Annotated in this window: 22 protein-coding genes, 1 tRNA gene and 2 pseudogenes; 13 read left to right on the forward strand and 12 right to left on the reverse strand. The window is 63.3% G+C overall.

The window, feature by feature from the left end; translation table 11 throughout:
* Window position 1: 1 nt before the first annotated feature.
* The 6 genes from JEQ47_RS14730 to tsaE all read left to right on the forward strand — a co-directional run bounded on the left by JEQ47_RS14730 (window position 2) and on the right by tsaE (window position 6,407).
* Complete coding sequence (locus JEQ47_RS14730) at window positions 2-301, forward strand: HPr family phosphocarrier protein (RefSeq protein WP_198877195.1); 300 nt, start codon at window positions 2-4, stop codon at window positions 299-301.
* 64 nt (window positions 302-365) lie between these two features.
* A complete protein-coding gene (locus tag JEQ47_RS21185) occupies window positions 366-719 on the forward strand; it encodes an endonuclease domain-containing protein (RefSeq protein ID WP_198877196.1) in 354 nt (117 codons plus the stop codon).
* A 155-nt stretch (window positions 720-874) separates the two neighbouring features.
* On the forward strand, window positions 875-1,390 hold the full coding sequence (locus tag JEQ47_RS14740) for a DUF2937 family protein (protein ID WP_328769147.1): 516 nt from the start codon (window positions 875-877) through the stop codon (window positions 1,388-1,390).
* A 99-nt stretch (window positions 1,391-1,489) separates the two neighbouring features.
* Window positions 1,490-2,890 (forward strand): adenosylhomocysteinase, encoded by a 1,401-nt coding sequence (gene ahcY / locus JEQ47_RS14745; RefSeq protein WP_198877197.1) that lies wholly within the window; start codon window positions 1,490-1,492, stop codon window positions 2,888-2,890.
* Window positions 2,891-3,229: 339 nt separating this feature from the next.
* A complete protein-coding gene (locus JEQ47_RS14750) occupies window positions 3,230-5,692 on the forward strand; it encodes a sensor histidine kinase (protein WP_198877198.1) in 2,463 nt (820 codons plus the stop codon).
* Window positions 5,693-5,975: 283 nt separating this feature from the next.
* Window positions 5,976-6,407, forward strand: coding sequence for a tRNA (adenosine(37)-N6)-threonylcarbamoyltransferase complex ATPase subunit type 1 TsaE (gene tsaE, locus JEQ47_RS14755; RefSeq protein ID WP_198877199.1), 432 nt, complete (start codon window positions 5,976-5,978; stop codon window positions 6,405-6,407).
* Here tsaE and JEQ47_RS14760 read toward each other — a convergent pair.
* The 3 genes from JEQ47_RS14760 to JEQ47_RS14770 all read right to left on the reverse strand — a co-directional run bounded on the left by JEQ47_RS14760 (window position 6,404) and on the right by JEQ47_RS14770 (window position 7,338).
* Window positions 6,404-6,661, reverse strand: a complete 258-nt coding sequence (locus tag JEQ47_RS14760) for a hypothetical protein (RefSeq protein WP_198877200.1) — start codon at window positions 6,659-6,661, stop codon at window positions 6,404-6,406. The two genes, tsaE and JEQ47_RS14760, sit on opposite strands and share 4 nt — an antisense overlap.
* Window positions 6,662-6,740: 79 nt before the next feature.
* Window positions 6,741-7,229: a DUF1810 domain-containing protein gene (locus JEQ47_RS14765; RefSeq protein ID WP_407931786.1), complete on the reverse strand. Its 489-nt coding sequence runs from the start codon at window positions 7,227-7,229 to the stop codon at window positions 6,741-6,743.
* Entirely contained in the window at window positions 7,180-7,338 is a 159-nt protein-coding gene (locus tag JEQ47_RS14770; RefSeq protein WP_198877201.1) for a hypothetical protein, read from the reverse strand. Before JEQ47_RS14770 ends, JEQ47_RS14765 begins: the two co-directional genes overlap by 50 nt.
* A 624-nt stretch (window positions 7,339-7,962) precedes the next feature.
* On the opposite strand from JEQ47_RS14770, the gene JEQ47_RS14775 reads away from it, so the two are divergent.
* Complete coding sequence (locus JEQ47_RS14775; RefSeq protein ID WP_198877202.1) at window positions 7,963-8,298, forward strand: hypothetical protein; 336 nt, start codon at window positions 7,963-7,965, stop codon at window positions 8,296-8,298.
* Here JEQ47_RS14775 and JEQ47_RS14780 read toward each other — a convergent pair.
* Both JEQ47_RS14780 and polA read right to left on the reverse strand, forming a co-directional pair.
* Complete coding sequence (locus JEQ47_RS14780; RefSeq protein ID WP_198877203.1) at window positions 8,287-9,843, reverse strand: anti-phage dCTP deaminase; 1,557 nt, start codon at window positions 9,841-9,843, stop codon at window positions 8,287-8,289. The two genes, JEQ47_RS14775 and JEQ47_RS14780, sit on opposite strands and share 12 nt — an antisense overlap.
* A 313-nt stretch (window positions 9,844-10,156) precedes the next feature.
* Complete coding sequence (polA, locus tag JEQ47_RS14785) at window positions 10,157-13,075, reverse strand: DNA polymerase I (RefSeq protein ID WP_211201585.1); 2,919 nt, start codon at window positions 13,073-13,075, stop codon at window positions 10,157-10,159.
* A gap of 218 nt (window positions 13,076-13,293) precedes the next feature.
* Here polA and JEQ47_RS14790 point away from each other — a divergent pair, with 218 nt between their 5' ends.
* A complete protein-coding gene (locus JEQ47_RS14790) occupies window positions 13,294-13,680 on the forward strand; it encodes a response regulator (RefSeq protein ID WP_198877205.1) in 387 nt (128 codons plus the stop codon).
* Between the two features lie 14 nt (window positions 13,681-13,694).
* On the opposite strand, the pseudogene JEQ47_RS20760 reads toward JEQ47_RS14790, so the two are convergent.
* Window positions 13,695-14,033: pseudogene (locus tag JEQ47_RS20760) on the reverse strand (transglycosylase SLT domain-containing protein); the annotation flags it as partial.
* Window positions 14,034-14,567: 534 nt separating this feature from the next.
* On the opposite strand from JEQ47_RS20760, the gene JEQ47_RS14800 reads away from it, so the two are divergent.
* The 3 genes from JEQ47_RS14800 (at window position 14,568) to JEQ47_RS14810 (ending at window position 17,333) form a co-directional block, all read left to right on the forward strand.
* Entirely contained in the window at window positions 14,568-15,005 is a 438-nt protein-coding gene (locus tag JEQ47_RS14800) for an FKBP-type peptidyl-prolyl cis-trans isomerase (RefSeq protein ID WP_198877207.1), read from the forward strand.
* 410 nt (window positions 15,006-15,415) lie between these two features.
* Window positions 15,416-15,799: a DUF2231 domain-containing protein gene (locus JEQ47_RS14805; RefSeq protein ID WP_198877208.1), complete on the forward strand. Its 384-nt coding sequence runs from the start codon at window positions 15,416-15,418 to the stop codon at window positions 15,797-15,799.
* A complete protein-coding gene (locus tag JEQ47_RS14810; protein WP_198877209.1) occupies window positions 15,792-17,333 on the forward strand; it encodes a PQQ-dependent sugar dehydrogenase in 1,542 nt (513 codons plus the stop codon). Before JEQ47_RS14805 ends, JEQ47_RS14810 begins: the two co-directional genes overlap by 8 nt.
* Before the next feature lie 74 nt (window positions 17,334-17,407).
* Here the strand turns inward: JEQ47_RS14810 and JEQ47_RS14815 are convergent, their stop codons facing one another.
* Window positions 17,408-18,202: an SDR family NAD(P)-dependent oxidoreductase gene (locus JEQ47_RS14815; protein WP_198877210.1), complete on the reverse strand. Its 795-nt coding sequence runs from the start codon at window positions 18,200-18,202 to the stop codon at window positions 17,408-17,410.
* Window positions 18,203-18,303: 101 nt separating this feature from the next.
* On the opposite strand from JEQ47_RS14815, the gene JEQ47_RS14820 reads away from it, so the two are divergent.
* Window positions 18,304-18,927: a TetR/AcrR family transcriptional regulator gene (locus JEQ47_RS14820; protein WP_198877211.1), complete on the forward strand. Its 624-nt coding sequence runs from the start codon at window positions 18,304-18,306 to the stop codon at window positions 18,925-18,927.
* Here JEQ47_RS14820 and JEQ47_RS14825 read toward each other — a convergent pair.
* On the reverse strand, window positions 18,919-19,527 hold the full coding sequence (locus tag JEQ47_RS14825) for a DNA-3-methyladenine glycosylase I (protein WP_198877212.1): 609 nt from the start codon (window positions 19,525-19,527) through the stop codon (window positions 18,919-18,921). The genes JEQ47_RS14820 and JEQ47_RS14825 overlap by 9 nt on opposite strands.
* A gap of 168 nt (window positions 19,528-19,695) precedes the next feature.
* Between JEQ47_RS14825 and JEQ47_RS14830 the strand changes: the two genes are divergently transcribed.
* A tRNA-Arg gene (locus tag JEQ47_RS14830) sits at window positions 19,696-19,772 on the forward strand.
* On the opposite strand, the pseudogene JEQ47_RS21190 reads toward JEQ47_RS14830, so the two are convergent.
* The 4 genes and pseudogenes from JEQ47_RS21190 to JEQ47_RS14850 all read right to left on the reverse strand — a co-directional run.
* Window positions 19,743-21,401, reverse strand: a pseudogene (locus JEQ47_RS21190) (recombinase family protein); the annotation flags it as partial. The gene JEQ47_RS14830 and the pseudogene JEQ47_RS21190 sit on opposite strands and share 30 nt — an antisense overlap.
* Window positions 21,398-21,796, reverse strand: coding sequence for an HVO_A0114 family putative DNA-binding protein (locus tag JEQ47_RS14840; RefSeq protein ID WP_029074249.1), 399 nt, complete (start codon window positions 21,794-21,796; stop codon window positions 21,398-21,400). The gene JEQ47_RS14840 and the pseudogene JEQ47_RS21190, both read right to left, overlap by 4 nt.
* A complete protein-coding gene (locus JEQ47_RS14845; RefSeq protein ID WP_029074250.1) occupies window positions 21,793-22,146 on the reverse strand; it encodes a toxin-antitoxin system TumE family protein in 354 nt (117 codons plus the stop codon). Before JEQ47_RS14845 ends, JEQ47_RS14840 begins: the two co-directional genes overlap by 4 nt.
* Window positions 22,143-22,460: a hypothetical protein gene (locus JEQ47_RS14850; RefSeq protein WP_029074251.1), complete on the reverse strand. Its 318-nt coding sequence runs from the start codon at window positions 22,458-22,460 to the stop codon at window positions 22,143-22,145. Before JEQ47_RS14850 ends, JEQ47_RS14845 begins: the two co-directional genes overlap by 4 nt.
* Between the last annotated feature and the right edge of the window lie 38 nt (window positions 22,461-22,498).

A 22,498-nucleotide genomic window follows, 5' to 3' on the forward strand; every position in this document is an offset into this window, starting at 1 on the left:
CATGGATGCCGGCCGGGCGCTTGCGCAACGATTGACCATCCTCAACCGCAAGGGCCTGCACGCCCGCGCCTCGGCGCGCTTCGTGCGCACGGCCGAATGTTTCGATGCGACCATTGCCGTGGTCAAGGACGGCACCTCGGTTGCCGGCAATTCCATCATGGGCCTGATGATGCTGGGGGCCGGGCCCGGCTCCACCATCCTCGTGCAGGCCACCGGCAAGCAGGCGCGCGAGGCGCTCGAGGCCATTGTCGAACTGGTCAACAATGGCTTTGACGAGGACGTCGACGGGGCTGAGAGCTAGAGGCGCCCGATCCTCGTGCTCATCGTCTCCCTCCCCCTTGTGGGGAGGGATCAAGGGTGGGGGTATGAGCGTCCAACGTGCACGTCAATTCCGAAAGAACCTGACCCCACCTGAGGCTCGGCTCTGGGCCGCATTGCGGTCGCTCCGTCCGCTAGGCTACCACTTTCGACGGCAGGTGCCATTGGGTCCCTATTATGCGGATTTCTGCTGTCACAAGCGTTGCTTGGTTGTCGAGGTGGATGGCCAAACGCATTTCGTTGATGGCGCTCCCGAGCGCGACGCACGTCGAGATGCGTTCATTGGTGCCCAAGGCTACAAAGTCTTGCATGTGCCCAATGCGGAAGTATTGGACAACCTAGACGGCGTGATGAGGCTGATACTGTCGATAATGGAGAGTCGGCGGGACGGTGCACAATAGTGACCCCCACCCTCATTCCCTCCCCACAAGGGGGAGGGAGGCGCAGGGCGGCACGGCAGTTTATTCTGCTGTCATGGTTTGAGGAGTTCACCAGGCGCTGGAACGTCTACGGCTGGGCATCATTTCGGTGTTGTTAAACTGTGCGAGGAATTGATGTGCGACGTTTGATTGCCGGTTGCGGTGGCCTGGCGCTGGCCGTCACGCTCAGCCAGTTCCCCGAATATGCCCAGCAATATACCCAGCGCCTCGGCGGGGCCGTGGACGAATTGCGCGTCATCACCGAGGATTTCGACCGCTCCGCCGCCGAAGGCGGTCTCGACCGGCAGGGGGCGCTGGCCCGCTACAGCATTTCTGAAGACGCGTTTCTGGCCGATCGCGGCACCGCCATGTCGGCGACCTTTGTCCGCTACGACATGCTGAGCCAGACGCTCGCGCAGATCGAAGGGGCGGGCCCTGTCGAGCGCTTCCAGTCGCTCCCGGCCTATCTCGATACCGATATCGGCCGCCGCACCCTCGAAAACTATCGCCCCGCCGTGCCGGTCACCGTGGAAGGCATTCTCTATGCCGGGGCGGGCTTTATCGTCGGCTATCTGCTCGTCTCCGCAGTGGTGCGGTTCATGGCCCTGCCGTTCCGGCGGCGCCGGGGGCGGGTCCGGGTCACCGGCGCCTGAGATTAGGCATATAACAAAAGCTTTATATCCGTCATTGATCGGTAACAGCCGCTCCCGTATAGGAAGAGGCAACGAAAACCCATCCTGCCGGAGCCCCTCATGACCCAGAGCCCGACCGACTACGCGGTCAAGGACATTTCCCTCGCCGATTTCGGCCGCAAGGAAATCAATATCGCCGAAATCGAAATGCCGGGCCTGATGGCCATTCGCGAGGAATATGCCGCTGCCCAACCGTTGAAGGGCGCGCGCATTGCCGGCTCCCTGCACATGACCATCCAGACCGCCGTGCTGATCGAGACGCTGGTGGCGCTGGGCGCCGAAGTGCGCTGGGTGAGCTGCAATATCTTCTCGACCCAGGACCATGCCGCTGCCGCCATCGCCGCCGCCGGCGTCCCGGTCTTTGCCCACAAGGGCGAGACGCTGGAAGAATACTGGGATTTCACCGACCGCATGATGGATTGGCCGGGCTCGACCCCGAACATGATCCTCGACGACGGTGGCGACGCCACCATGTACATCCTGACCGGGGCCAAGGCCGAGAAGGACATTTCCATTCTCGACAAGCCGGGCAACGAAGAAGAGGAAATCTTCTTCGCCACGATCAAGCGCCGCCTCGCCAAGAGCCCGGGCTTCTTCGCGCGCGTCAAGGACGCCATCCGCGGCGTTTCGGAAGAAACCACCACGGGCGTGATGCGCCTTTACCAGCTCCATGCCAAGGGCGAGCTGCCTTTCCCGGCCATCAACGTCAATGACTCGGTCACCAAGTCAAAATTCGACAACAAGTATGGCACCCGCGAATCCCTGGTCGACGCCATCCGCCGCGGCACCGACGTGATGCTGGCTGGCAAGGTCGCCATCGTCTGCGGCTATGGCGACGTGGGCAAGGGCTCGGCCGAGTCGCTGCGCGGCGCCGGCGCCCGCGTGCTGGTGACCGAAGTCGATCCGATCTGCGCCCTGCAGGCCGCCATGGAAGGCTTTGAGGTCGTCACCCTCGAAGAGGCCGCCCATCGCGCCGACATCGTCGTCACGGCCACCGGCAACCGCGACGTCTTGATGGTCGACGACATGCGCAACCTCAAGGACATGGCCATCGTCTGCAATATCGGTCACTTCGACAACGAGATCGACGTGCTGGGCCTGCGCAACTTCAAGTGGACCAATATCAAGCCGCAGGTCGACATGATCGAGCAGCCCAATGGCAAGCGGCTGATCCTCCTGTCCGAAGGGCGCCTCGTGAACCTCGGCAATGCCACCGGCCACCCGAGCTTTGTCATGTCCGCTTCGTTCTCGAACCAGACCCTGGCCCAGATCGAACTCTGGACCAACGGCGACAAGATCGAGAAGAAGGTCCACGTCCTGCCCAAGCATCTCGACGAGAAGGTCGCCGAACTGCACCTGGCCAAGCTGGGCGCCAAGCTCACTAAGCTGACCAAGTCCCAGGCCGACTATATCGGCGTCACGCCGGAAGGCCCGTTCAAGTCGGCCGAATACCGCTATTAATCGGTGGATCGCCGATCAATGTGATCGGCGCCGTTAACCAATGACACAAAAAAGCCCGGGGCAATGTCCCGGGCTTTACGCTTTTTAAAGGTTTCTGTTTCGTTCACGGGTCAAGTCTTTTCCTTGCCCTTTGCCCGCAACGCACAGCCCTCAAGACTCTTTTTCGCGATTCGCCTGCCCGCTATGGTCTTGTTGATTCGGGTTGCGGGGGGACACGCAGACCGGTTTCGGGGGCAGCTTGAGCCGCAAGTCGGTTCGCGTCGGCGCCCTTCCTGAAAGTTGAAGCGTACCGGCCGCTCAAGGCCGGGTTGGCATCGCAACAAAGCGAAAGAGGCAGGTATGGCGCCGGATCGATTCCGGAAACAATTGGGATTCGCGGGCCTTTGTGCCGCTCCCTTCACCCTGCTGACGGCCGTTCCCGCCTTGGCGCAGGGTCTTGTCCCAGTCCATCTGGGCGGTATCGCGCCCTTCGCGGTGGCCATCGGCGCAGGCGGCTTTGCGCTCCTCGCCATGGCGCTGGTGCGTACCCTGCTCAAGGACAGCCGCGCCGCCCGCCGCCGCGCCGCCGAGCAGATTGCCGACCTCCGCGCGCTGGTCGACGAATATGAAAGCCTCATCGCCGGCAGCCGCGAACTCACCATTCTCTGGCAGGGCCACGATAGTCCGCGCATCCTCGGCCAGGCCGCCGCCGTGCTGCCCGCCGGACGGCAGCCGCAAAGCGTCCTCAATTTCCACACCTGGCTCGGCGCCGCCGAAACCAACCGGCTGACAACGCAGGTCGAGGACCTGCGCATGCATGGCCACGCCTTTGCCACCAGTCTGGACACGCTCGACGGCCGGATCGTGCGCGCCAATGGCTGGGTCATGGGCGATGCCGTGGCCCTGCGCCTGCGTCCCGCCCACAGCCAACCCAATGACGGCAAGGCCCTCGCCGCCGTGGCCCAGGGTGCCGATCGGGAAAGCGCCCGCGCCATTCTCGAACTCCTGACCAAGCCCGCCTACCTGCGCGACGACCAGCATCGGCTGATCTATGCCAACGGGCCCTATCAGGCGCTGGCCAAGGCCATGGGCAAGGCCTGCCCCCCGGGCGAGCCCTGCGAACTGCTCGACGCCACCCGCCTCGCCGCCCACCTCAAGGCCGCGGGCCAAGGCGTCGAGCCGGTGACCCTGGCGCTCGATTTCGCCACGCATGGCCGCTTCGAGCTGGTGGAGTTTCCGCTGCCCGGCGGCCGCGCCGGATATCTGCGCCCCGTGGGCGAAGCAGCCCGCCCGGCCGCCACCGCCGAAGCCGGCGTCAATCATATCGGCGGCATCATCGAGGCCCTGGGCACGCCCATCGCCATCTTCAACGCCAAGCGCGAACTGGTGCAGTTCAACGCCGCCTATGCCCGGCTCTGGGGGCTCGAGCCGCGCTTCCTGACGCCCGGTCTCGACGAGCGCGCCATTCTGGACAAGCTCAGGACCGAGGGCATGCTGCCCAACCAGGTCGACTACCACACCTGGCGCAGCAAGCATCTCGAGAGCTACACCCGCAAGGAGCCGCACGAGGCCGAGCCCTGGCACCTGCCCGACGGGCGCACCATCAAGGTGATCTCGGCGCCCGCCGGCCCGTCCGGCGGCGTCATCTATGTGTTCGAGGACATGACCGAGCGCCTCGAACTCGAATCGACCAACAAGGCCTTCACCAATGTGCTGCGCGAAACCATCATGGCCCTCAACGAGGCCGTGGCGGTGTTCGGCACCAATGGCCGGCTGACCCTGTCCAATCCGCAGCTTTCAAAACTCTGGAAGCTGCCGATGAACGAGCTGGGCAACCATCCCCATATCGACCAGTTGGCCGAGGCATCCGGCCGCGCCATTCCCGAGGACGGGGCAACGATCTGGCGCGATCTCAAGCGCACCATCATCGATCTCAATCCCACCCGCACCGATCGCACCGGCCGCATCAACCGCTCCGATGGGCGCCTGGTCGATTATGCCATCACCCGCCTGCCCGACGGGCAGACCATGATGACCTTCCTCGATGTCACAGAGAGCGCCAGCTATTCCAAGGTCCTCAAGGAACGCAACGACGCCCTGGTCGCCGCCGACCGCCTCAAGGACGCCTTTGTCGAAAACGTCTCCTATGAACTGCGCTCGCCCCTGACCAATATCATCGGCTTTGCCGATCTGCTGGCTGGCACCGAGGGTGGCACCCTCAACGAGCGGCAGCGCGAATATATCGATTATATCCGCGCCTCCTCGGTGACGCTGGGCGTGCTGATCGACAACATCCTCGATCTCGCCTCGGTCGATGCCGGCATTGCCGAACTCAATCCCGAGGCGCTCGATGTCCCGGCCCTGGTCGACAAGGCCCGCGCCGGCATCGCCGCCACCTTCCCCGAAGTGTCCGGCGAAGCGCCGCATCTGGTGGTCGATATCGCGCCCGATCTCCCCGATTTCATCGGCGACGGCACCCGCATCGTGCAGGTGCTCTATAATCTCCTCTCCAACGCGGCCCGCTTCTCCCCGCCGGGCGGGGAAATCCGCCTCACCGTCGCCCATCGCGGTGATCGCATGCTGTTCGTCATCGAGGACGAGGGCCCGGGCATTACCGACGAGATGAAGGCAGCCATCCTCACCCGGCTCGATACCCCCGCCGCCGGGGGCCGCCAGCGTGGCGCCGGCCTCGGCCTTTCCATCGTGCGCACCTTCGTCAACATGCATGGCGGCACCATTTCGGCCGAAAAGCGCGAGCCCAAGGGCAGCCGTATCATCGTCAACCTGCCCCTCGACAGCGCCATGGCAGGCGTTGCGGAGTAAAGCACGCCGTTCCGCTGTTCTGCCTCCCTCCCCTTGAGGGGGAGGGTAGCGCAGCTCGGCCTTTGGCCGTAGCGTAGCTGGGGTGGGGTGAAACCTGGAACGCGGCGCTCGTTACGTAACCCCACCCTCATTCCCTCCCCTCAAGGGGGAGGGAGGCGATGAACTGAGGCTCCTGCGCCCCCCTGTTGCAAAACACCGGAAAACGCTGTTCATCGTCACCACCCGGCTTGACCGGGTGGTCCATGGATTGTCCGGATGAACCGGGCAATGACGAAGGATGGAAATGCCTGATTCCGTAAGCACCTTCCTCCCCGATGACGACGCCACGGCCCGTTTCGGTGCCGAGCTTGCCATGAGCCTGAAGGCCGGGGATATTGTCAGCCTCGAGGGCGATCTTGGCGCCGGCAAGACGGCCATGGCCCGCGCCATCATCCGGGCGCTGGCCGCCGATGGGGCGCTGGACGTTCCCTCGCCGACCTTTGCCATCATCCAGCCCTATGACACGCCGCGCGGCGCGGTGCTGCATGCCGATCTCTACCGGCTTGCCGATGCGACCGAAGCCGAGGAACTGGGCCTCTTCGACGATCCCGATGCCATCGTGCTGGTCGAATGGGCGGCGCGCGCCCCGCAGGTGCTGGACATGGTCACCCTGACCGTCGCGCTCGACATTCCCCGCGGCGGGGCTGGACGAGAGGTCCGGCTTATCCGGCGCTAGTGATCGCGCCGCTTGTGGTGCTCGCTTTCCTGGTTGGCGCCGCGCCGGATGGAGCGGTCGCCATGCGAGATTTCGTATTCGCCAGCCGGCTGTTCCACGTCCTCGCGCGCTTCGCTCAGCGATTTGCCGTCGGCGGAGACTTCGGCGCCCTTGGTGTTTTCGCGCCCTTCGATGACCGCCTTCTGCTGCTCGCGGGTCTGCTTGCCCTGCACGGTCTTTTCGGTGCCGCGGGTCTCGTGATTGCTCTGTTGCATATCTTCCTCCTTGGGTTTGCCCAATGCCGGTCAACGGCCGGGCCGGAACAGGGTTTCCCGATGTGATCGGTTTGGCCGATCACGACTGGAGCAAATCCAGGGTTCGCCTGTCCTCCTCCCCTCCGTTGAAGGCGAGGAGCGCGGCGCGGAACAGCGGCTCCTCCGGCGCGGCATGGGCGAAAAGCGTCATCGACGAGATGAATTTGAGATCGTCGGGCGTGCCGAAAATGGTGTGGAGGTCGCGCGGCGCCGCCGCATCGGGCGCATGCAGGAGCACCGCTTCGGTCAGCGCCCTCAGCCGCGCGCCGAGCACCGGATGGGCGAAAAAGGCTGCCGCCGCGTCGAGGTTTCCGAGCGCATAGCGTTGCGCCATCTCGCTGCGCCCCAGGCCCGCGAGCTGGGGAAACATGAACCACATCCAGTGCGTTTCCTTGCGCCCGGCCCGCAGCTCCCGCAGCGCCTCGGGATAGGCCCGGTCCTGTGCCGCAAGGAATTTGGCGATCATCGCGCCATACGCGTCATTCGGGCTGGTCATCTTCGGGCTTGGGCTTGGGGTGGTCAGGGTCATGCGCGGTCTCGAATTCACCCGCCGGCTGCTCGGCCTCCTCGCGGGCCTCGACCAGCGATTTTGTGTCATCATCCTGCTTGGCATTGCCGGGCTTCTTGTCCGTACTCATGGCGTCACTCCTCTGCTCGGGACCAACGAAACGCAGCCATGCTGGTTGCAGGCGCGGCAAAGCGGCGCCCGGCCAGATGGCGTCGCGCTCAGAGCAGATGATGGAGCCCGGAGACGGCTTTCGCCTCTGAGTGATTGGATAATGAGACGAGAACCGCCTCCGGGCGCCGGGATTTCTGGCAGGGAGTTTCACTAGGGCCGGCTTGCGCCGGGATTTCCCATCTCCGGACCCAGGCTCCGTAACGATTCAGAGCCCTCCCGACTGTCGCCGGATGGTTGATCGTTGCAACCCCATCTCCATCCGGCTGATGAGAGGAATATGGGGGAGGAATTTGGAGGGGGGATAAATTTGTATCCTGTGGTCCTCCCCCGCTTGCGGGGGAGAGGGAACACGCGCAGCGTGTGGAGGGGGGGCCACAAGTCCGATGCATCGCGACCAGCCGACTGGGGAGATTAGTGTGTGTGGCTCCCCTCTCTACCGCCTATCGGCGGTCCCCCTCTCCCGTGAACGGGAGAGGACCGATCGCGCGGGGCTAGCGTTAACCCTTCATTCACCATGATCCCGGCTTTCCGGAGCCAGGCGGGCCGGATTGCATTGCATTTATATCAAATGCGAGGCAGCCCGATGGCTTACAAAGCGACCGCTTACACCGACCTTTCCGAACCCCTGACCGACGACGCCGTCGCCGAATTCCTCGACCTGGCGCGCTCTGCCAACGTCACCTTCGAAATCCTCCACGACCGCCTCCACATGCGCATGGTCAACCCCGACTGGACCATGTGGTCGCCGATCCGGCATCTGCTCGATGAAATCGGCCAGGAACGGATCGAGGCGTTCGTGCGGGGGGAAACCGCGGCGCAGGAGGCGGTAGAGCGGAGCGCGTTGGCGAGCGCCGACCGACTGCATCTGGCGGTGGAGACGATGCGGGGGGTGAGGGTGGCTCGCGAGCTACCTGGCTGAGCTTTCGTCTTCGATAACAATGCCAAGTTCAGCTGCCACTTCGGCAAGCGAGGACAAGATGGCAGAGGGCTCATTCAGAACGTAGTAAGGCGACTTGTCTTCGATGCGAGGCACGGGCTGGTTTTCATACCACTCTCTTAGCGTTCCGTCAGAATTGCGACGTTTCTGCTTCTCAAATATGTCGCGATATCGTCTAGGGGATATGCCGCTAAAGTGTTCGAAAAGTACGCGGCTGCCTTCATCACGTTCAAGGGTGATAGAGTCGTAGTGGAGCTCCAATGCCTTACTTTTCGGATATGGCTCTATAAAGACAACCCTTTGAATGCCCGCGGCGACTATGTGTTTTGCACAGTTGTGGCAAGGGAAAGTTGTACAATACAAAGTCGCCCCAGAAGTGCTGCGACCAAGTCGAGCAGAATCAGTAAGGGCGTTCATCTCAGCGTGCGTCATTCTCCCAAATTCTGTGATGTCCAGAATTAGCGCATCCTCCAGCGCAGCGCTCTTCGAGATGTCTTTGAATAACTCGGTGATCGGCTTGTCAGACTTGATGAAACCGCCATCAGAAAGGCGCTTCACGGTGTCAAAAAGAACTCGCTTCTTATTTGTGTTGTTTGCGTCATGACCTTCGTCAAAGTCGCGGTGTGGAGAGTCACTATCGGTCCAATAAGTCCCGCCCCCCGCCTTCGGTACCTCGTTGGTCCCTAGTGATATTACCTCCCCATGGCTTGAGAAGATCGCAGCCCCCACTTGGCGCGATGTATCCAGGGATCGGAGAGCTGCGGAGGCCGCTATATATGTGCCATATTCGTCAATGGTCGGGCTGACGGAATTTTTCCCAAATAAAGCATCTATAAACCGACGGGTTGTCCGCTCAATTGCTGCTTCGTTGCGCGCGTCCACAAATACGTCGCCCATGTGAAAAACGTCGCTAACACGTTGACCGTGGTCTACTGCTCTTTCATCCAAGTCTTGCTCAACTAAGGCATTTGCAAAGCCCTCGCATGCCTTCTGGTCGTAGTTCGGATTTTGAGTAGCGATTTTTCTCGATAGCGTCTTTACGCGATCCAACTGGCTTAAGTTGGCGGAAATTTGCACAAATTTTCGGCCGTATGCCTGCCGGAGGAGATCAATCTCCTCCTTTCTCTTAAATTGCCGAATTATGTAAGCGTGGCGGAATAGCGGTAGGTCGGCGAGTAGTGTTCCTTCGGGAGGAGACCTGCCATTTTGATTGTGGGTAGCCGTCCGGATGTCCCGAATATTTTGAATGGCCAGCGCCGCTAGCGCGGCGTCATTCCTACACTTCTCCCTGACTGCGTTCGCATACTCAATCCGGCTTTTGTAGCGCTTAAGCGGATCGGCGCTATCGTCTATGGCCGATTCAACTTCGATCTGCTCCATCAACTCCGTCACGCGGATATCCACGGGAAGATAACCCACGGCTACGAGCGCGGCGCGTAGCTTGTTGGCGACTGAGTCCATGTCGACGCCAATTGGGCCAACAAGTCCAAAAAAGAGTTCTGGGAATTGTGCGGATTCTTCGATCATCACTTGATCCAAAACGTGATTGGATGGAGGTGGAACGGCCTTTCAAGCCATGCCTTAAGAGAATATTAATTTTGTAAGGGGAGGATTCGTGATGATAGTTAAGGGGCACGCATCTATGTCAAATGCAGCGGTGAAGTCACAGTCGGGCCACGCTACTGGTTTGCAGACACAACTGGCCTCGTTAGCCAAAACAATATCATCCAGACCTACCGAACTCAGGGGCTCCTTCAAAGTAGTGATACCCGCGAAATCGTCTGGGAATACCAAATAACAAAAAGCCCGCTTACTTTCTAGTAAGCGGGCTTTTTGTTGGTCAATGCGCCTCGTCCCAATTCTTCGCCGCATGCGCGTCCACCTGGATCGGCACGCTTAGCCGCACCGCCGGTTCCGCCGCCCCCTCCATTACCCGCTTGATCACCGGGATGGCCTGCTCCTCGGTCCCTTCGGGCACTTCAAAGATCAGTTCGTCGTGGACCTGTAGCAGCATCTGCGCGTCGACCCCGGCTTTCGCCAGTTCGGGCTCCATGCGGATCATGGCGCGGCGGATGATGTCGGCGGCTGAACCCTGGATGGGGGCGTTGATGCTGGCGCGTTCGACGAAGCTGCGCTCGCTCGGATTGCCCGAATTGGCATTGGGAAACTGGATTTTGCGGCCGAAAATGGTCATCACGTAACCATCGGCTTTCACCCGCGTCTTCTGGGCGTCCATATAGTCCTTGATGCCCGGGAAGCGCTCGAAATAGGTTCTTATGTAGTCCCCGGCGACGCTGCGTTCGATCCCAAGTTGATTGGCGAGGCCGAAGGCGGAAATGCCGTAGATGATGCCGAAATTGATCGCCTTGGCGCGGCGGCGCACATCTGACGGCATGCCCTCCACCGGCACGTTGAACATTTCAGACGCCGTCATGGCGTGAATGTCGAGGCCTTCCTCGAAGGCGTCCTTGAGGGCCTGGATATCGGCGATGTGGGCCAGGACGCGCAGCTCGATCTGGCTGTAGTCGGCCGAGATCAGCGTCTTGCCCGGCGGGGCGATGAAGGCGGTGCGGATTTTCCGCCCGTCCTCGGTGCGCACGGGGATGTTCTGGAGGTTCGGGTCGTTGGACGACAGGCGCCCGGTGAGCACCGAGGCCTGCGAATAGCTCGTGTGGACGCGCCCGGTGCGGGCGTTGATATAGGTGGGGAGGGCATCGGTATAGGTGCCCTTGAGCTTGGTGAGCTGCCGCCAGTCGACAATGGTGCGGGCCAGCGGAATGCCCTTGAGGGCCAGGTCCTCGAGCACATCGGCGCCGGTCGACCAGGCGCCGGTCTTGGTCTTGGTGCCGCCCTCGATGCCCATCTTGTCGAAGAGGATTTCGCCCAATTGCTTGGGCGAGCCGAGATTGAAACTCTGGCCCGCCAGTTCATGCGCTTCGGCCTCGAAGGCGGCGGCGCGCTGGGCGAAATCGCCTGAAAGGCGGGCGAGGATCTGCCGATCGACCATGATGCCGCGCGCTTCCATGCGAGCGAGCACCGGCGCCAGCGGCCGCTCGATGGTCTCGTAGAGCGTCGTCATGTTCTCGGCCGCAAGGCGCGGTTTCAGCACATGCCAGAGCCGCATGGTGATGTCGGCATCCTCGGCGCCATAGCGGGCGGCGGGGGCGATATCGAGCTGGTCGAAGGTTTTCTGCGCCTTGCCGGTGCCGGCCAGCTCGGAAAAGGTGATGGTCTTGTGGTTGAGCCAGTGGTCGGCCAGGACGTCGAGCCCGTTATATTGCGGGCCATCCAGCGCATAGGACATGAGCATGGTGTCGTCGATCGGCCCCATGGCAATGCCATAGCGCTCGAAGACTTCGAGGTCGTATTTGACATTCTGCCCGATCTTGAGGATCGAGCGGTCCTGCAGCACGCGCTTCAGGGCTTCCAGCACATAGCCGATGGGCAATTGCCCCTCGACAAGGCCGCCGCCTTCAAGGAGGTCGCCGGGCTTGGCGTGTCCCACCGGGATATAGCAGCCCTCGCCGATCTCGGTGGAAAGACAGATGCCGACAATGTCGGCCACCTGCGGGTCGAGGCCGGTGGTCTCGGTATCGACGGCAAAATAGCCCCGGTCCATGATCCTGGTGATCCAGGCTTCCAGCCGCTCGGGCGTGGTGACGGTCTCATAGGCGTCGTAATTGATCGGGATGGCTTTGACGCGCGCATGCTCTTCGGCGGCATGGCGCGCCGGGCCGGAGCCGGGCACGACATTGGCGGCGAGCTTGGCCTTGGCCACCGACAGGTCCGTCGATTTCTTGGGCGCGCCGACATCGGTCGTGCCGCCGGCCTTCAATTCCGGATCGGGCTCGAAATCATCCGGGTTGGCCTCGAGCAGGGTCGCGAGGCGCTTGGTGATGGTGGCAAATTCCATCGCCTTCAAAAACGGGAACAGCGCCGAGGGGCTCATCGGCTGGCGCACGAGCCCTTCGAGGTCGATTTCGACCGGCACCTGGCGCTCCAGCGTCACCAGCTTTTTGGAGATGCGCGCCAGCTCGGCATTGGCGATCAGCTTTTCGCGCCGGGCATTCTGCTTGATCTCGGTGGCGCGCTCGAGCAGCGTTTCGAGATCGCCATAGGTATTGATGAGCTCGGCTGCGGTTTTGACGCCGATGCCGGGCACGCCGGGCACGTTGTCGACGCTGTCGCCGCAGAGCGCCTGCACGTCGATGACCTTGTCGGGCGACACGCCGAACTTGTTGAACACCTCGTCGGGCCCGATCCAGCGGAGCGGCGGCTGGCCGGGGCGGGGAATGGTGTCGAGCAGGCGGATCGAGCCATCGGGCTCGACGAGCTGCATCAGGTCCTTGTCCGAGGAGGCGATGGTGACCTTCATGCCGGCGTCGCGCGCCATGCAAGCATAGGTGGCCATGATGTCGTCGGCCTCCCAGCCCTCCATTTCGATGGAGGGGATGGAAAAGGCGCGCGTGGCCGAGCGGGTCAGCGGGAATTGCGGCACCAATTCCTCGGGCGCCGGCGGACGCTGGGCCTTGTATTCGGGGTAGAGGTCGTCGCGGAAAGTCTTGCCCTTGGCGTCGAAGATGACGGCCATATGCGTGGGCGCGTCGTCGCCGTCCATGTCCTGCGTCAGCTTGTAGAGCATGTTGCAGAACCCCTGCACGCAGCCCACGGGCAATCCGTCGGATTTGCGGCTCAGGGGCGGCAGGGCGTGGAAGGCGCGGAAGATATAGCCCGAGCCATCGACGAGCAGCAGATGCATGAACGATTCCCCTTTAGACAAGCGATGGCGACCTTATCGCCTCGGGAGCGATCTTGGCACCCAAAATTGACCTTTCCTGTCAGCAGGCCGTAAGGGGATCACGTTTTCGCGTCCTCATCTATCTTTGACCTTATTTAAAGCCTACGGTGCCTTTCACCAGGACGAGAGGAGCATCCTCTCTTCCGATAACAGGCTCAGTGGAGCCCTTAAGGACATCCGTGCAGATCACCCCTCTGAGGGGACCAGGCACCACCATCTTGGTGGTGGACGACGATGCCTTGATTACCCTCAATATAGTCGACGTCTTGAACGAGCAGGGCCATACCGCCCTCGAGGCATTTTCCGGCCCGGAAGCGCTCGCCCTCATCGAGCGGCACCCCGATATCGGGGCGCTGATCACTGATTATTCCATGCCCGGCATGAGCGGGGTGGAACTGGCGGAGGCGGCGCGCACCTTGCGGCCCGGCCTCCCTGTGCTGCTCACCAGCGGCTATTCCGAATTGCCCGCGGGCAGCGAGGGGGCGTTTCCGCACCTCGAAAAGCCGTTCCGGGAAGAAGACCTGATCGGTCGCCTCGGCCTGTTGCTGACGGCAGCGGCCGAATAACAGCCGGCTGCGTCCTAGCGCAGCCCGCTTTCTTCCAACAGGCCCAGACGCTTTGCATCGTAATAGAAGCCGCGCGCGTAAAACTGCACGGCGCGATCGTGGTTGCCACCCGCCGTCACATAGGCGCCGGCAAGGTAGCGCACGGCATAGCGTAGGTTGGTTTCCGCATCGAGCAGGCCCGAGGCTTCCCCGGTATAGCCCATGCCGCGCGCCGTCGCGTGGCTGATCTGCATGAGCCCGTAATAGGACCCGTTGCGCGCGCCGGCATTATAGCCGCTCTCGCGCACGATGACGCGGCGCACGAGCTGCTCGGGCACGCGGTAATGGCTCGAATAATGGGCGATGAGCCCGTCAAAGGCATGCTGTCCGCCGCCGCCGGCATAGGCCAGGGCGACGCTGCCCGGCGCAGGCGGCACCGAAGCGGCCTTGGGCACATGGCCGGCAGGGGTGGGGGCGGTCGGCGCCGCGAAACCGGCAATGGCGGCGGTGGCGGTCTTGTTGCCGGGCATGGGCTTGATACCCGCCATCGAACAGCCTGCCAGCACGAGGGCCAGGGCGATGGAACCGGCAATGGGGATGGGCCGAGCCGTCATGGCAATACCTTTAGCAATCCAGTGCAGTCCCTCATCTTGCCCGCTACGGGGCAAACACGGCGGCTTGATGGCGGAAATGCGACACCATGACAAGTGTGATCGCCCTTGGATAGCGGAAAAGCCCTGACACCACGGGCAGTTGAAGGGGTGCGGTTTACATCACGGGCATGATCCCTAGACTGTGGCTTCGCCGTCGCGCGCCTCCAGCGGTCGCTTCAGCCCCATGGCTGCCTACCCAGCGCGACTGACCGAATGGCCTGTTTCCGGGCCGAACAAATCCGAAAGGCTTGTCCCATGACCACTGCCGCAACAGGCGACATCGTGCGAATCCATTATGCCGGCCGCCTCACCGACGGTACCCCGTTCGACAGTTCCGAAGGTCGTGCGCCCCTCGAATTCACCCTCGGCCAGGGCCAGGTGATCCGCGGACTCGAAGCTCATGTGACGGGCATGGAGACCGGCGCCAGGAGCACGGTGACCATCCCGGTCATGGATGCCTATGGGCCGCGCCGGGACGAGGCGATCCAGCAGCTCGACCGGGCCAAGCTGCCCGCGGGCGTCGATGTCGAAGTCGGCACCCAGCTCCAGGCCCGCACCGCCGATGGCGGCATGCTGCCGATCACGGTGGTCGGTTTCGACGAGGCCAGCGTCACGGTCGATGCCAATCACCCGCTGGCCGGCCAGGACCTTGTCTTCGACGTCGAACTGATCGAAGTCGTGAAGGCTGCGTAGGCGTCCTTCCGTAGGAAGGTGAAAGGCTCCGGCGGAGCCTTTCAAGCCGAAGCAGGCCATGAGCGCTACGCGCGAATGGCGGGCAGCGATCCGCTTCGCGGGTGAAAGGCTCCGGCGGAGCCTTTCAAGCCGGAGCAGGCCATGAGCGCTACGCGCGAATGGCGGGCAGCGATCCGCTTCGCGGATGAATGGCTCCGGTGGAGCCTTTCAAGCCGGAGCAGGCCATGAGCGCTACGCGCGAATGGCGGGCAGCGATCCGATTTGCGGATGAAAGGCCGGCTCCGGTGGAGCCTTTCAAGCTCAAGCAGGCCATGAGCGCTATGCGCTGAGACACGCCCCGCCGACGCATCGGAACCAATCTTCACCGAACGCGGTTGCTCCGTCATGTTCTTGGGAGGTTTCATAAAATCATGGCGGCGGCCATTCATTACATCCTGCGCGCGGTGCCGCTGACATGCTTCAGCCTCGCCCTCGGCGCTGACATCATCTATCTGCAGACATCCAACCTGCTCTGGCTGCATTTTTCCGAATGGCTGCTGCTGGTCGGCGTGGTCTTTACCGGCCTCGCGCTCCTGGCGCTGCCCATCGACCTGCTGATCCGCCGGGTGCGCCCATCCTGGCTGGCCGTCCTGGCCGGCGTCGTGGTGCTGGTCCTCGCCATTCTCAACAATCTCGTCCACACCGCCGATGGCTGGACCGCCGTGATGCCCATGGGCGTGACGCTTTCGGCCGCCACTGTCATCGCGATGATCGTGACGGGCATTTTCGGCAGCCGGGGAGAAAAGCATGTCTAGGCTCAAAACCCTCCGGCTCGCGGCTCTGGCCGCTGCCTCCACGCTGGTGCTGGCCGCCTGCGGCAGCAACGAGTTCGATACCGCCACCCAGATCGGTCCCGATCCGGTCCTCCCCGAGCCTTCGCAGAGCCTGATGCCCGACCTCAAGGTCGCCGAAGTGGTCGGCTGGGAAGAGGGGCAGATGCCCACCGTGCCCGACGGCTTCGTCATCACCCCCTACGCGCAGGACCTCGCCAATCCGCGCACCGTCCATACCCTGCCCAATGGCGACGTGCTGGTGGTCCAGTCCAAGGCGCCCGAGGGCAAGCCGCTCAACCGGCCCAAGGATTACATCCGCGGCGTCATAATGGGCATGGCCTCGGGCGGTGGCGGCGAGCAGAAGCCGTCCAACCTCATCACTCTCCTCCAGGATAGTGATCGTGATGGCGTGGTCGATAATCGCGTCGATCTCCTCACCGACCTGACCTCGCCCTTTGGCGTGGCCTGGCACGAGGACACGCTCTATGTGGCGGCCGCCGATGCGGTGATTTCCTACCCCTATGCGCTGGGCGATACCGAGATCACGGTCGAGCCCACGCTGCTCGCACCGCTGCCGGGCGGTCCCATCAACCACCATTGGACCAAGGACCTGGCTCTCAGCCCCGACGGGCAGTTCCTCTATGCCTCGGTCGGCTCCAATTCCAATGCCGGCGAGCGCGGCCTCGAAGCCGAAAAGGGCCGGGCCGCCATCTGGCAGATCGATCGCGAAACTGGCGCCGCCCGCGTCTTCGCCTCTGGCCTTCGAAATCCCAACGGTCTCACCTTCCACCCGGAAACCGGCGAACTCTGGACCGTCGTCAACGAGCGCGACGAACTGGGGCCCAACCTCGTGCCCGACTACATGACCTCGGTCGAGGAGAACGGCTTTTATGGCTGGCCATGGAGCTATTATGGCCAGGTCGTCGACCAGCGCGTGCATCCCCCGCGCCCCGATCTCGTCGAAACGGCCATCAAGCCCGATTATGCCCTCTCGAGCCATGTCGCGGCGCTGGGCATGGCCTTCACCAACGACGCCGCCATGCCGGAGGGCTTTGACAATGGTGCCTTTGTCGGCAATCGCGGAAGCTGGAATCGCAATCAGTTCAATGGCTACAAGGTCATCTACGTGCCCTTCGCCGACGGCGCCCCCTCAGGCACGGCCGTGGATGTGGTCACCGGCTTCCTCGAAGGCGACAAGGCCCATGGACGGCCCGTCGGGCTGGGTATCGACGGCACCGGCGCGCTGCTGATCGCCGACGATAGCGGCAACACGGTCTGGCGCGTCGCCGCGGCTGATGGCACGGTGACACCCGAGCCCATCCCCTCGGACGTGGTGGCCGAAGCTGCGCCCTCCGCCGAAGCGTCAGCCGCACCGGCAGATGCCGAACCAGCAGCGGCGGCTCCCGCCACCGAACCGGAAGCCCCGGCGCTCGAACCCGCCGCCGGCGCCCCACCGCAGACCGACATCGCCCCCGCTGTAGGTCCTGAAGACGGTGCTCCGCCACAAGCGGAGTGATCGGGCAAAGACCCCCACCCTTGGTCCCTCCCCACAAGGGGGAGGGAATGAGGGTGGGGTGATGGAGTGTAAGTTCAGCGCCGCGCCATCTGCTTCTGAATAAACCGGATCGATTTCTCCGGCATCAGCCGCCAGAGCTTGAACAGCATGTTGGCATCCTTGCCCACGAGAATGTGGAGGCGATTGGCCTCGATGCCCGCAAGGATGATGCGCGCCGCCTCGGGCGCCGGCAAGGTCCGGCTGGCGGCTTCGGGGCTCTCCGCCATGGCGCGGTCGCCAATGCCGGAATTGGCCATGATCTGGGTGCGGATGGCGCCGGGCATGACGACGCTCACGCCCACTTTCGTCTCCGCCAGTTCGGCATAGAGAGCTTCCGTAAGCAGTTTCACGCCGGCCTTGGCCGCGCCATACATGCTCTGACCGGGAAAGGGCATGAAGCCGCCCATGCTGGCGACATTGGCCAGATGCGCTTCGGGCCGCGCCTTGAGCGCGGGCAGGAAGGCCTTGGTCATGTTGATCGTGCCCATGAGGTTGATCGCCACCATGCGGTCGATGGCGGCAAAGTCGAGCTCCGAGAAATGCACGAAGGGCTGGATGATCCCCGCATTGTTGATGAGCCCGTCGACCGCTCCATGGCGTGCGGCGATGGCGGCAGGCAGGGCGAGAACGGCATCGCGATCGGATATATCGGCGATATGGAGACTTAGCCTGTCGCCGGCCCGGGCCAAGGCGGCGGTTTCGTTGAGCCCTTCCTGGCGCAGGTCGACAGCCGCCACCCGCGCGCCCTTCGCCAGCAGTGCCAGCACCAGTTCACGGCCGATGCCGCTGCCGCCGCCGGTCACGACGACCGTCTTCTCGTCGAGTTTCATGGCTGTTCTCCATGCCAGAAAAGATCCTTCGCTTATTTGGCAACATTCTGTTGCCTTTACAAGGTCTGGACATGGACCGCGTCTCGCCGCAGGGTGGAGGCATGGCGCAAAAGCAGACAGCACCGGCCGGGGCGGTTCCTCCCCGGCGCACCCGCAATGTGCAGGCCGGACCGCGCAGCCAGGCGGTGATCGAGGCCGTGCGCACTGCCACGCTGGCTGAGCTCGACCGCGTCGGCTATGCCGCCATGACCATGGACGGCGTGGCGCGGGCAGCCGGCATCAATCGCACCACGCTCTACCGGCGCTGGCCCAGCAAGGCCGCGCTGCTCGGGAACTTGCTCGACAGCGAAATCGACCGGCTCGAACAGCCGCCTCTCCCGCCCGGGCTGGGCCCGGCACTGGATGCGGTCCTCGCAGGCCTGGCCGATAATCTGTCACGACGCGAAGGGGTGGCGCTGGCGCGCACCTTTACCGCGCCCGAGCCGGAATTGCGCGACCTCGCCCGAGCCTCACGGTTGCGGGCGCTGGCCCGGATCAGGGCACCCTTCGAAGCCGCGGCGGCGTCGGGCGAGATCGCCGCCGACAGCGACATTGACATGCTGGCGCAGCTTCTGTTTTCGACGGCCGTGCTGTGGACGCTGGAGCAGGGGCTCGACCGCGCCGCCCAGCAGCGGCTCCTGGTGCTGGTGCTGCGCGCGGCCGGCGCCAGTCCTGTGTCAGGCTGAGGCGCCGGGCACTACGAAGGCCGCGCGCATTGCCGCCGCCTTGTCCCGGCTGATGCAGCGCTCCTGATGGTCGTTGACGAGGCCCATGGCCTGCATGAAGGCAAAGACCGTGGTGGGCCCCACGAAGCGCCAGCCGCGTTTCTTGAGCGCCTTGGACAGCGCCACCGATTCCGGGCTGGTGCTCTGGCTCTGCGGTGCCGCCGGGGTATGGGCCTCATAGCGCCAGACGAAGGCGGCGATCGAACCGGCCTCGGCGATCAGTTCCTGCGCCCGCGCCGCATTGTTGATGACCGCTTCGATCTTGCCCCGATGCCGCACGATGCCCTTGTCGGCCAGCAGCCGGTCGACATCGGCGTCGGTGAAGGCGGCGACCTTTGCGATGTCGAAGCCGGCAAAGGCCGCGCGGAACGCCTCGCGCTTGTTGAGGATGGTGCGCCAGGAGAGGCCCGACTGAAAGGCTTCGAGGCTGAGCTTTTCGAAGAGCCGCCGATCATCGCTGACCGGAAAGCCCCATTCGGCATCGTGATAGGGCACGAATTCCGGCGCCCCACCACACCAGCGGCAGCGCTTCAATCCATCCGGTGATTCAAAAAGGTCCATCTTTCCCCCGTCGTGTCATGCCCAATCCAGCATGGCCGGGGGATGCTGTCACCTCCTGGCAGCATCCGTTCATCAAAGGGGGCCTGGACCGGTTTCGGGAGTTGCGCCCGACCAGCCCTTCGACTAGTTTGCGCCCAATCCACCGGGCCCAAAGCCCGATTCCGGCCTGCACCCGTAGCTCAGCTGGATAGAGCGCTGCCCTCCGAAGGCAGAGGTCGTGAGTTCGAATCTCGCCGGGTGCGCCATTTCAGAACAGAACTATGAACGCCGAACGCCGCCGTTTCTACGCTTGAAGCGGCGACCAGCGTTCGCAGCAGTTCCGACTTCGATCCCATGATGCGAACCTCGTCGTCGGCAACCTCGACACGCTGCGCCAGCGCGCGTAGATGGTCGCGGCGGTAGCCGCCATCGTTGAGCCTGATCCGTTCACGGGCTTTGCGGGCAAACCCCTTGAGCATATCGGGGGTGACGCCCTGATTGCCTGAACTATCGAGCGCGAGCTGCGTGCGCTCCGCGTCGGCGGCGGCTTGATCCCGCAATGCCTTGAGGCTCACCATGCGTTCCTTTGCCATGGCGTCGTCCTTGTCCACCATGCCGGCTTCGATGGCGTCAAAGAGACGGCCGAGCCGCTGGTCGGCTTCCGTGATTCGCCTTTGAAGCTCGGCAAGATGCTCGCGGCGGCGCTCGGTGCGTTCCTGTCGGCGGTCGATGACGCTGGCAAGGACGGTTTCCAACCGCTTGGGCAGGAGCAGGCGGTCCCCGATATAATCGGCGACCGTATGGTCCAGCTTGTCCATGGGGATCGTGCGACCCTTGCAGCCGGTCTTGCCCTGCCGGGCCTTGGTCGAGCAGGTATAGTAGCGGTATGTCGCGCCCGTGCTGCCTTGGCCGGTGCGAAGCGTCATCGCTCCCCCGCACTTGGCGCAGAAGCAAATGCCGGTCAGGAGCGTCGGGCCGCTGGAGACACGTGCAGGCGTCACCATGGGATTGCGGGACTTGAGGCGGGCTTGCACCGCGTCGAACGTCTCGCGCTCGATTAGGGGCGGCACCGCCATGATGGCGACCTCGCTCTCCGGCTTCTTCTCCCGATCCTTGTGCGAGCGGGTGTTGAACCTGTGCTCGCCGATATAGGTGGTGCGGGTCAGGATGGCGTGGATTTGCGCCAATCCCCAACGCCCTCCGTCGCGGGTGAAGAAGCGGCGCTCGTTGAGATAGGTGGCGATGGCCTTGACGCCCATCGCGCCGGACGTGCCGTCTCCTTCGAGGAACAGGCGATAGATCAGCCGCACGGTGTCGGCGTGCAGCGGGTCGATCTCCAGCTTCTTCTTGATCTTCGATCCGCGCTGCTCGGCCGCGACGATGCGATAGCCGATGGGCGGCCGTGCGCCGTTCCAGAAACCCTGCCGGGCATTCTCGTTCATGGCGCGCAGGACGTGCTTGGCGTTCTCCTTGGACTGGTATTCGTCGAACAGCGCCATGATCTGCCGCATCATCTGGTGCATGGGATCGTCGCCCATTTCCTGCGTGATGGACACGAGCTTGACGCCGTTCTTCGCCAGCTTGCGAACGTAGAACTCCATCTCGAAGTGATCGCGGAAGAAGCGCGAGAAGCTATGCACCACGACAATGTCGAAGGGCGCGGGCTTCGACGTGCCCGCCTCGATCATGCGCTGGAATTCGGGGCGCTTGTCGTTGGTGGCGGTTGCGCCCGGTTCCACATAAGTCTCAACGAGCTGATAGCCGCGCTGCTCGCAATAGGCTTCGCCCTGCCGCTTCTGGTCGGGAATGGAAATATCATGCTCCGCCTGCCGGGCAGTCGAAACGCGCAGGTAGAGCGCGGCGCGGGCGGTAGTGGTTGGGCTGTGAATGTTCATGGTCGGCCTCCCATAGCTTTCTTCATCTTGGGGTGGTCGATCAGGGGCAACGCCAGCTCCACGCGGTCATGCACCACCTTGGGCGCGAGCTTACGCCCATGCCCCGGTTCGAGTCGCACAAGACCGTAGTTCTCCATGGTTTTCAGGGTGCGTGACAGATTGGAGCCGGCCCGGCCGGTGATTTCCGCCAGTTCCTCCAGCGATGCCGGGGCTTTCTCGGCGATGATGCGCAGCAGTTCGCGGTTGCCGGCCGACAGCACCTTGGCAAAGGATTCGGTCGAGGTGAACCACACCTTCGGATCGCTGGGCGCAGGTTTTTCCTCGCCGCGCGCGATCCGCATGGTGCGGGCCTTCATTTCTTCATAGTCGGCAATCCCGACTTTCAATGTGGTCATAGGGCACCTCGTTCCTTCAATACCGCGTCCACGGCCTGCCAGAAGTCGGCCAGCAGCGTGGCCGCATCCTCGTAGGCGTAAGGCTTCACGGTCTGAAAGCGGTGCCGATGGTCCATCGGCGCGCCGCGCCTGCCTCGGCCGACCGGATGGGCATTGTCGAAGCCGACCAGCCGTTCGCCCGAAGGCTCGTGAAGCGTGAGCGAATAATCGAGGCCGTGCGGCTTTTCCGGCGAGGCCGGAACGCGGGTGACGACGAACTTCACCCAATGGCCGCCCTCGGGATCGACAAAGAGCATCTGTCCGTCGAGGTCCAGAAGCGTGTCGAGGCTTGGATCACGATCCACGCTCACGTCTTTTTCCTATCAGTTTGTGATAGGTATTGCAAGCTGTCATTCGGCTTTCTCGGGTTCAAGAGTTCGTCGAACACATCGCCGAACCAACGCTCGAACACGTCAATCTCGGCTTCGGTGACGGGAATGTCTTCGGGCCAGTCGTCGGTGACACGCATCCTCTGCCCATCCGGGCCGAGAAGTGGCATGTTGCCGGCTCGCGTCCGGCCGTCGGGCGTAGGATCGTCGGCGTAGTCGAAAAGATCGTCGGGAAGTGGTTCGGGGATCGACTGTCGCGGTCGCCCTCTCCGGGCGCGGCGGCGCTCTGCGCACATGGAATCCTCCTTGGTTCTGTTGGAATCCGAGGCGCTCA

The organism is Devosia sediminis (assembly GCF_016411825.1).
GTDB lineage: Bacteria > Pseudomonadota > Alphaproteobacteria > Rhizobiales > Devosiaceae > Devosia > Devosia sediminis.

Bases quoted from the DNA above. Each gene is read 5' to 3' on its own strand.
- JEQ47_RS14730 (WP_198877195.1), top strand. From the start codon at position 2: ATGGATGCCGGCCGGGCGCTTGCGCAACGATTGACCATCCTCAACCGC.
- JEQ47_RS21185 (WP_198877196.1), top strand. From the start codon at position 366: ATGAGCGTCCAACGTGCACGTCAATTCCGAAAGAACCTGACCCCACCT.
- ahcY (WP_198877197.1), top strand. From the start codon at position 1,490: ATGACCCAGAGCCCGACCGACTACGCGGTCAAGGACATTTCCCTCGCC.
- JEQ47_RS14750 (WP_198877198.1), top strand. From the start codon at position 3,230: ATGGCGCCGGATCGATTCCGGAAACAATTGGGATTCGCGGGCCTTTGT.
- tsaE (WP_198877199.1), top strand. From the start codon at position 5,976: ATGCCTGATTCCGTAAGCACCTTCCTCCCCGATGACGACGCCACGGCC.
- JEQ47_RS14760 (WP_198877200.1), bottom strand. From the start codon at position 6,661: ATGCAACAGAGCAATCACGAGACCCGCGGCACCGAAAAGACCGTGCAG.
- JEQ47_RS14765 (WP_407931786.1), bottom strand. From the start codon at position 7,229: ATGACCCTGACCACCCCAAGCCCAAGCCCGAAGATGACCAGCCCGAAT.
- JEQ47_RS14770 (WP_198877201.1), bottom strand. From the start codon at position 7,338: ATGAGTACGGACAAGAAGCCCGGCAATGCCAAGCAGGATGATGACACA.
- JEQ47_RS14775 (WP_198877202.1), top strand. From the start codon at position 7,963: ATGGCTTACAAAGCGACCGCTTACACCGACCTTTCCGAACCCCTGACC.
- JEQ47_RS14780 (WP_198877203.1), bottom strand. From the start codon at position 9,843: ATGATCGAAGAATCCGCACAATTCCCAGAACTCTTTTTTGGACTTGTT.
- polA (WP_211201585.1), bottom strand. From the start codon at position 13,075: ATGCATCTGCTGCTCGTCGATGGCTCGGGCTATATCTTCCGCGCCTTC.
- JEQ47_RS14800 (WP_198877207.1), top strand. From the start codon at position 14,568: ATGACCACTGCCGCAACAGGCGACATCGTGCGAATCCATTATGCCGGC.
- JEQ47_RS14805 (WP_198877208.1), top strand. From the start codon at position 15,416: ATGGCGGCGGCCATTCATTACATCCTGCGCGCGGTGCCGCTGACATGC.
- JEQ47_RS14810 (WP_198877209.1), top strand. From the start codon at position 15,792: ATGTCTAGGCTCAAAACCCTCCGGCTCGCGGCTCTGGCCGCTGCCTCC.
- JEQ47_RS14815 (WP_198877210.1), bottom strand. From the start codon at position 18,202: ATGAAACTCGACGAGAAGACGGTCGTCGTGACCGGCGGCGGCAGCGGC.
- JEQ47_RS14820 (WP_198877211.1), top strand. From the start codon at position 18,304: ATGGCGCAAAAGCAGACAGCACCGGCCGGGGCGGTTCCTCCCCGGCGC.
- JEQ47_RS14825 (WP_198877212.1), bottom strand. From the start codon at position 19,527: ATGGACCTTTTTGAATCACCGGATGGATTGAAGCGCTGCCGCTGGTGT.
- JEQ47_RS14840 (WP_029074249.1), bottom strand. From the start codon at position 21,796: ATGACCACATTGAAAGTCGGGATTGCCGACTATGAAGAAATGAAGGCC.
- JEQ47_RS14850 (WP_029074251.1), bottom strand. From the start codon at position 22,460: ATGTGCGCAGAGCGCCGCCGCGCCCGGAGAGGGCGACCGCGACAGTCG.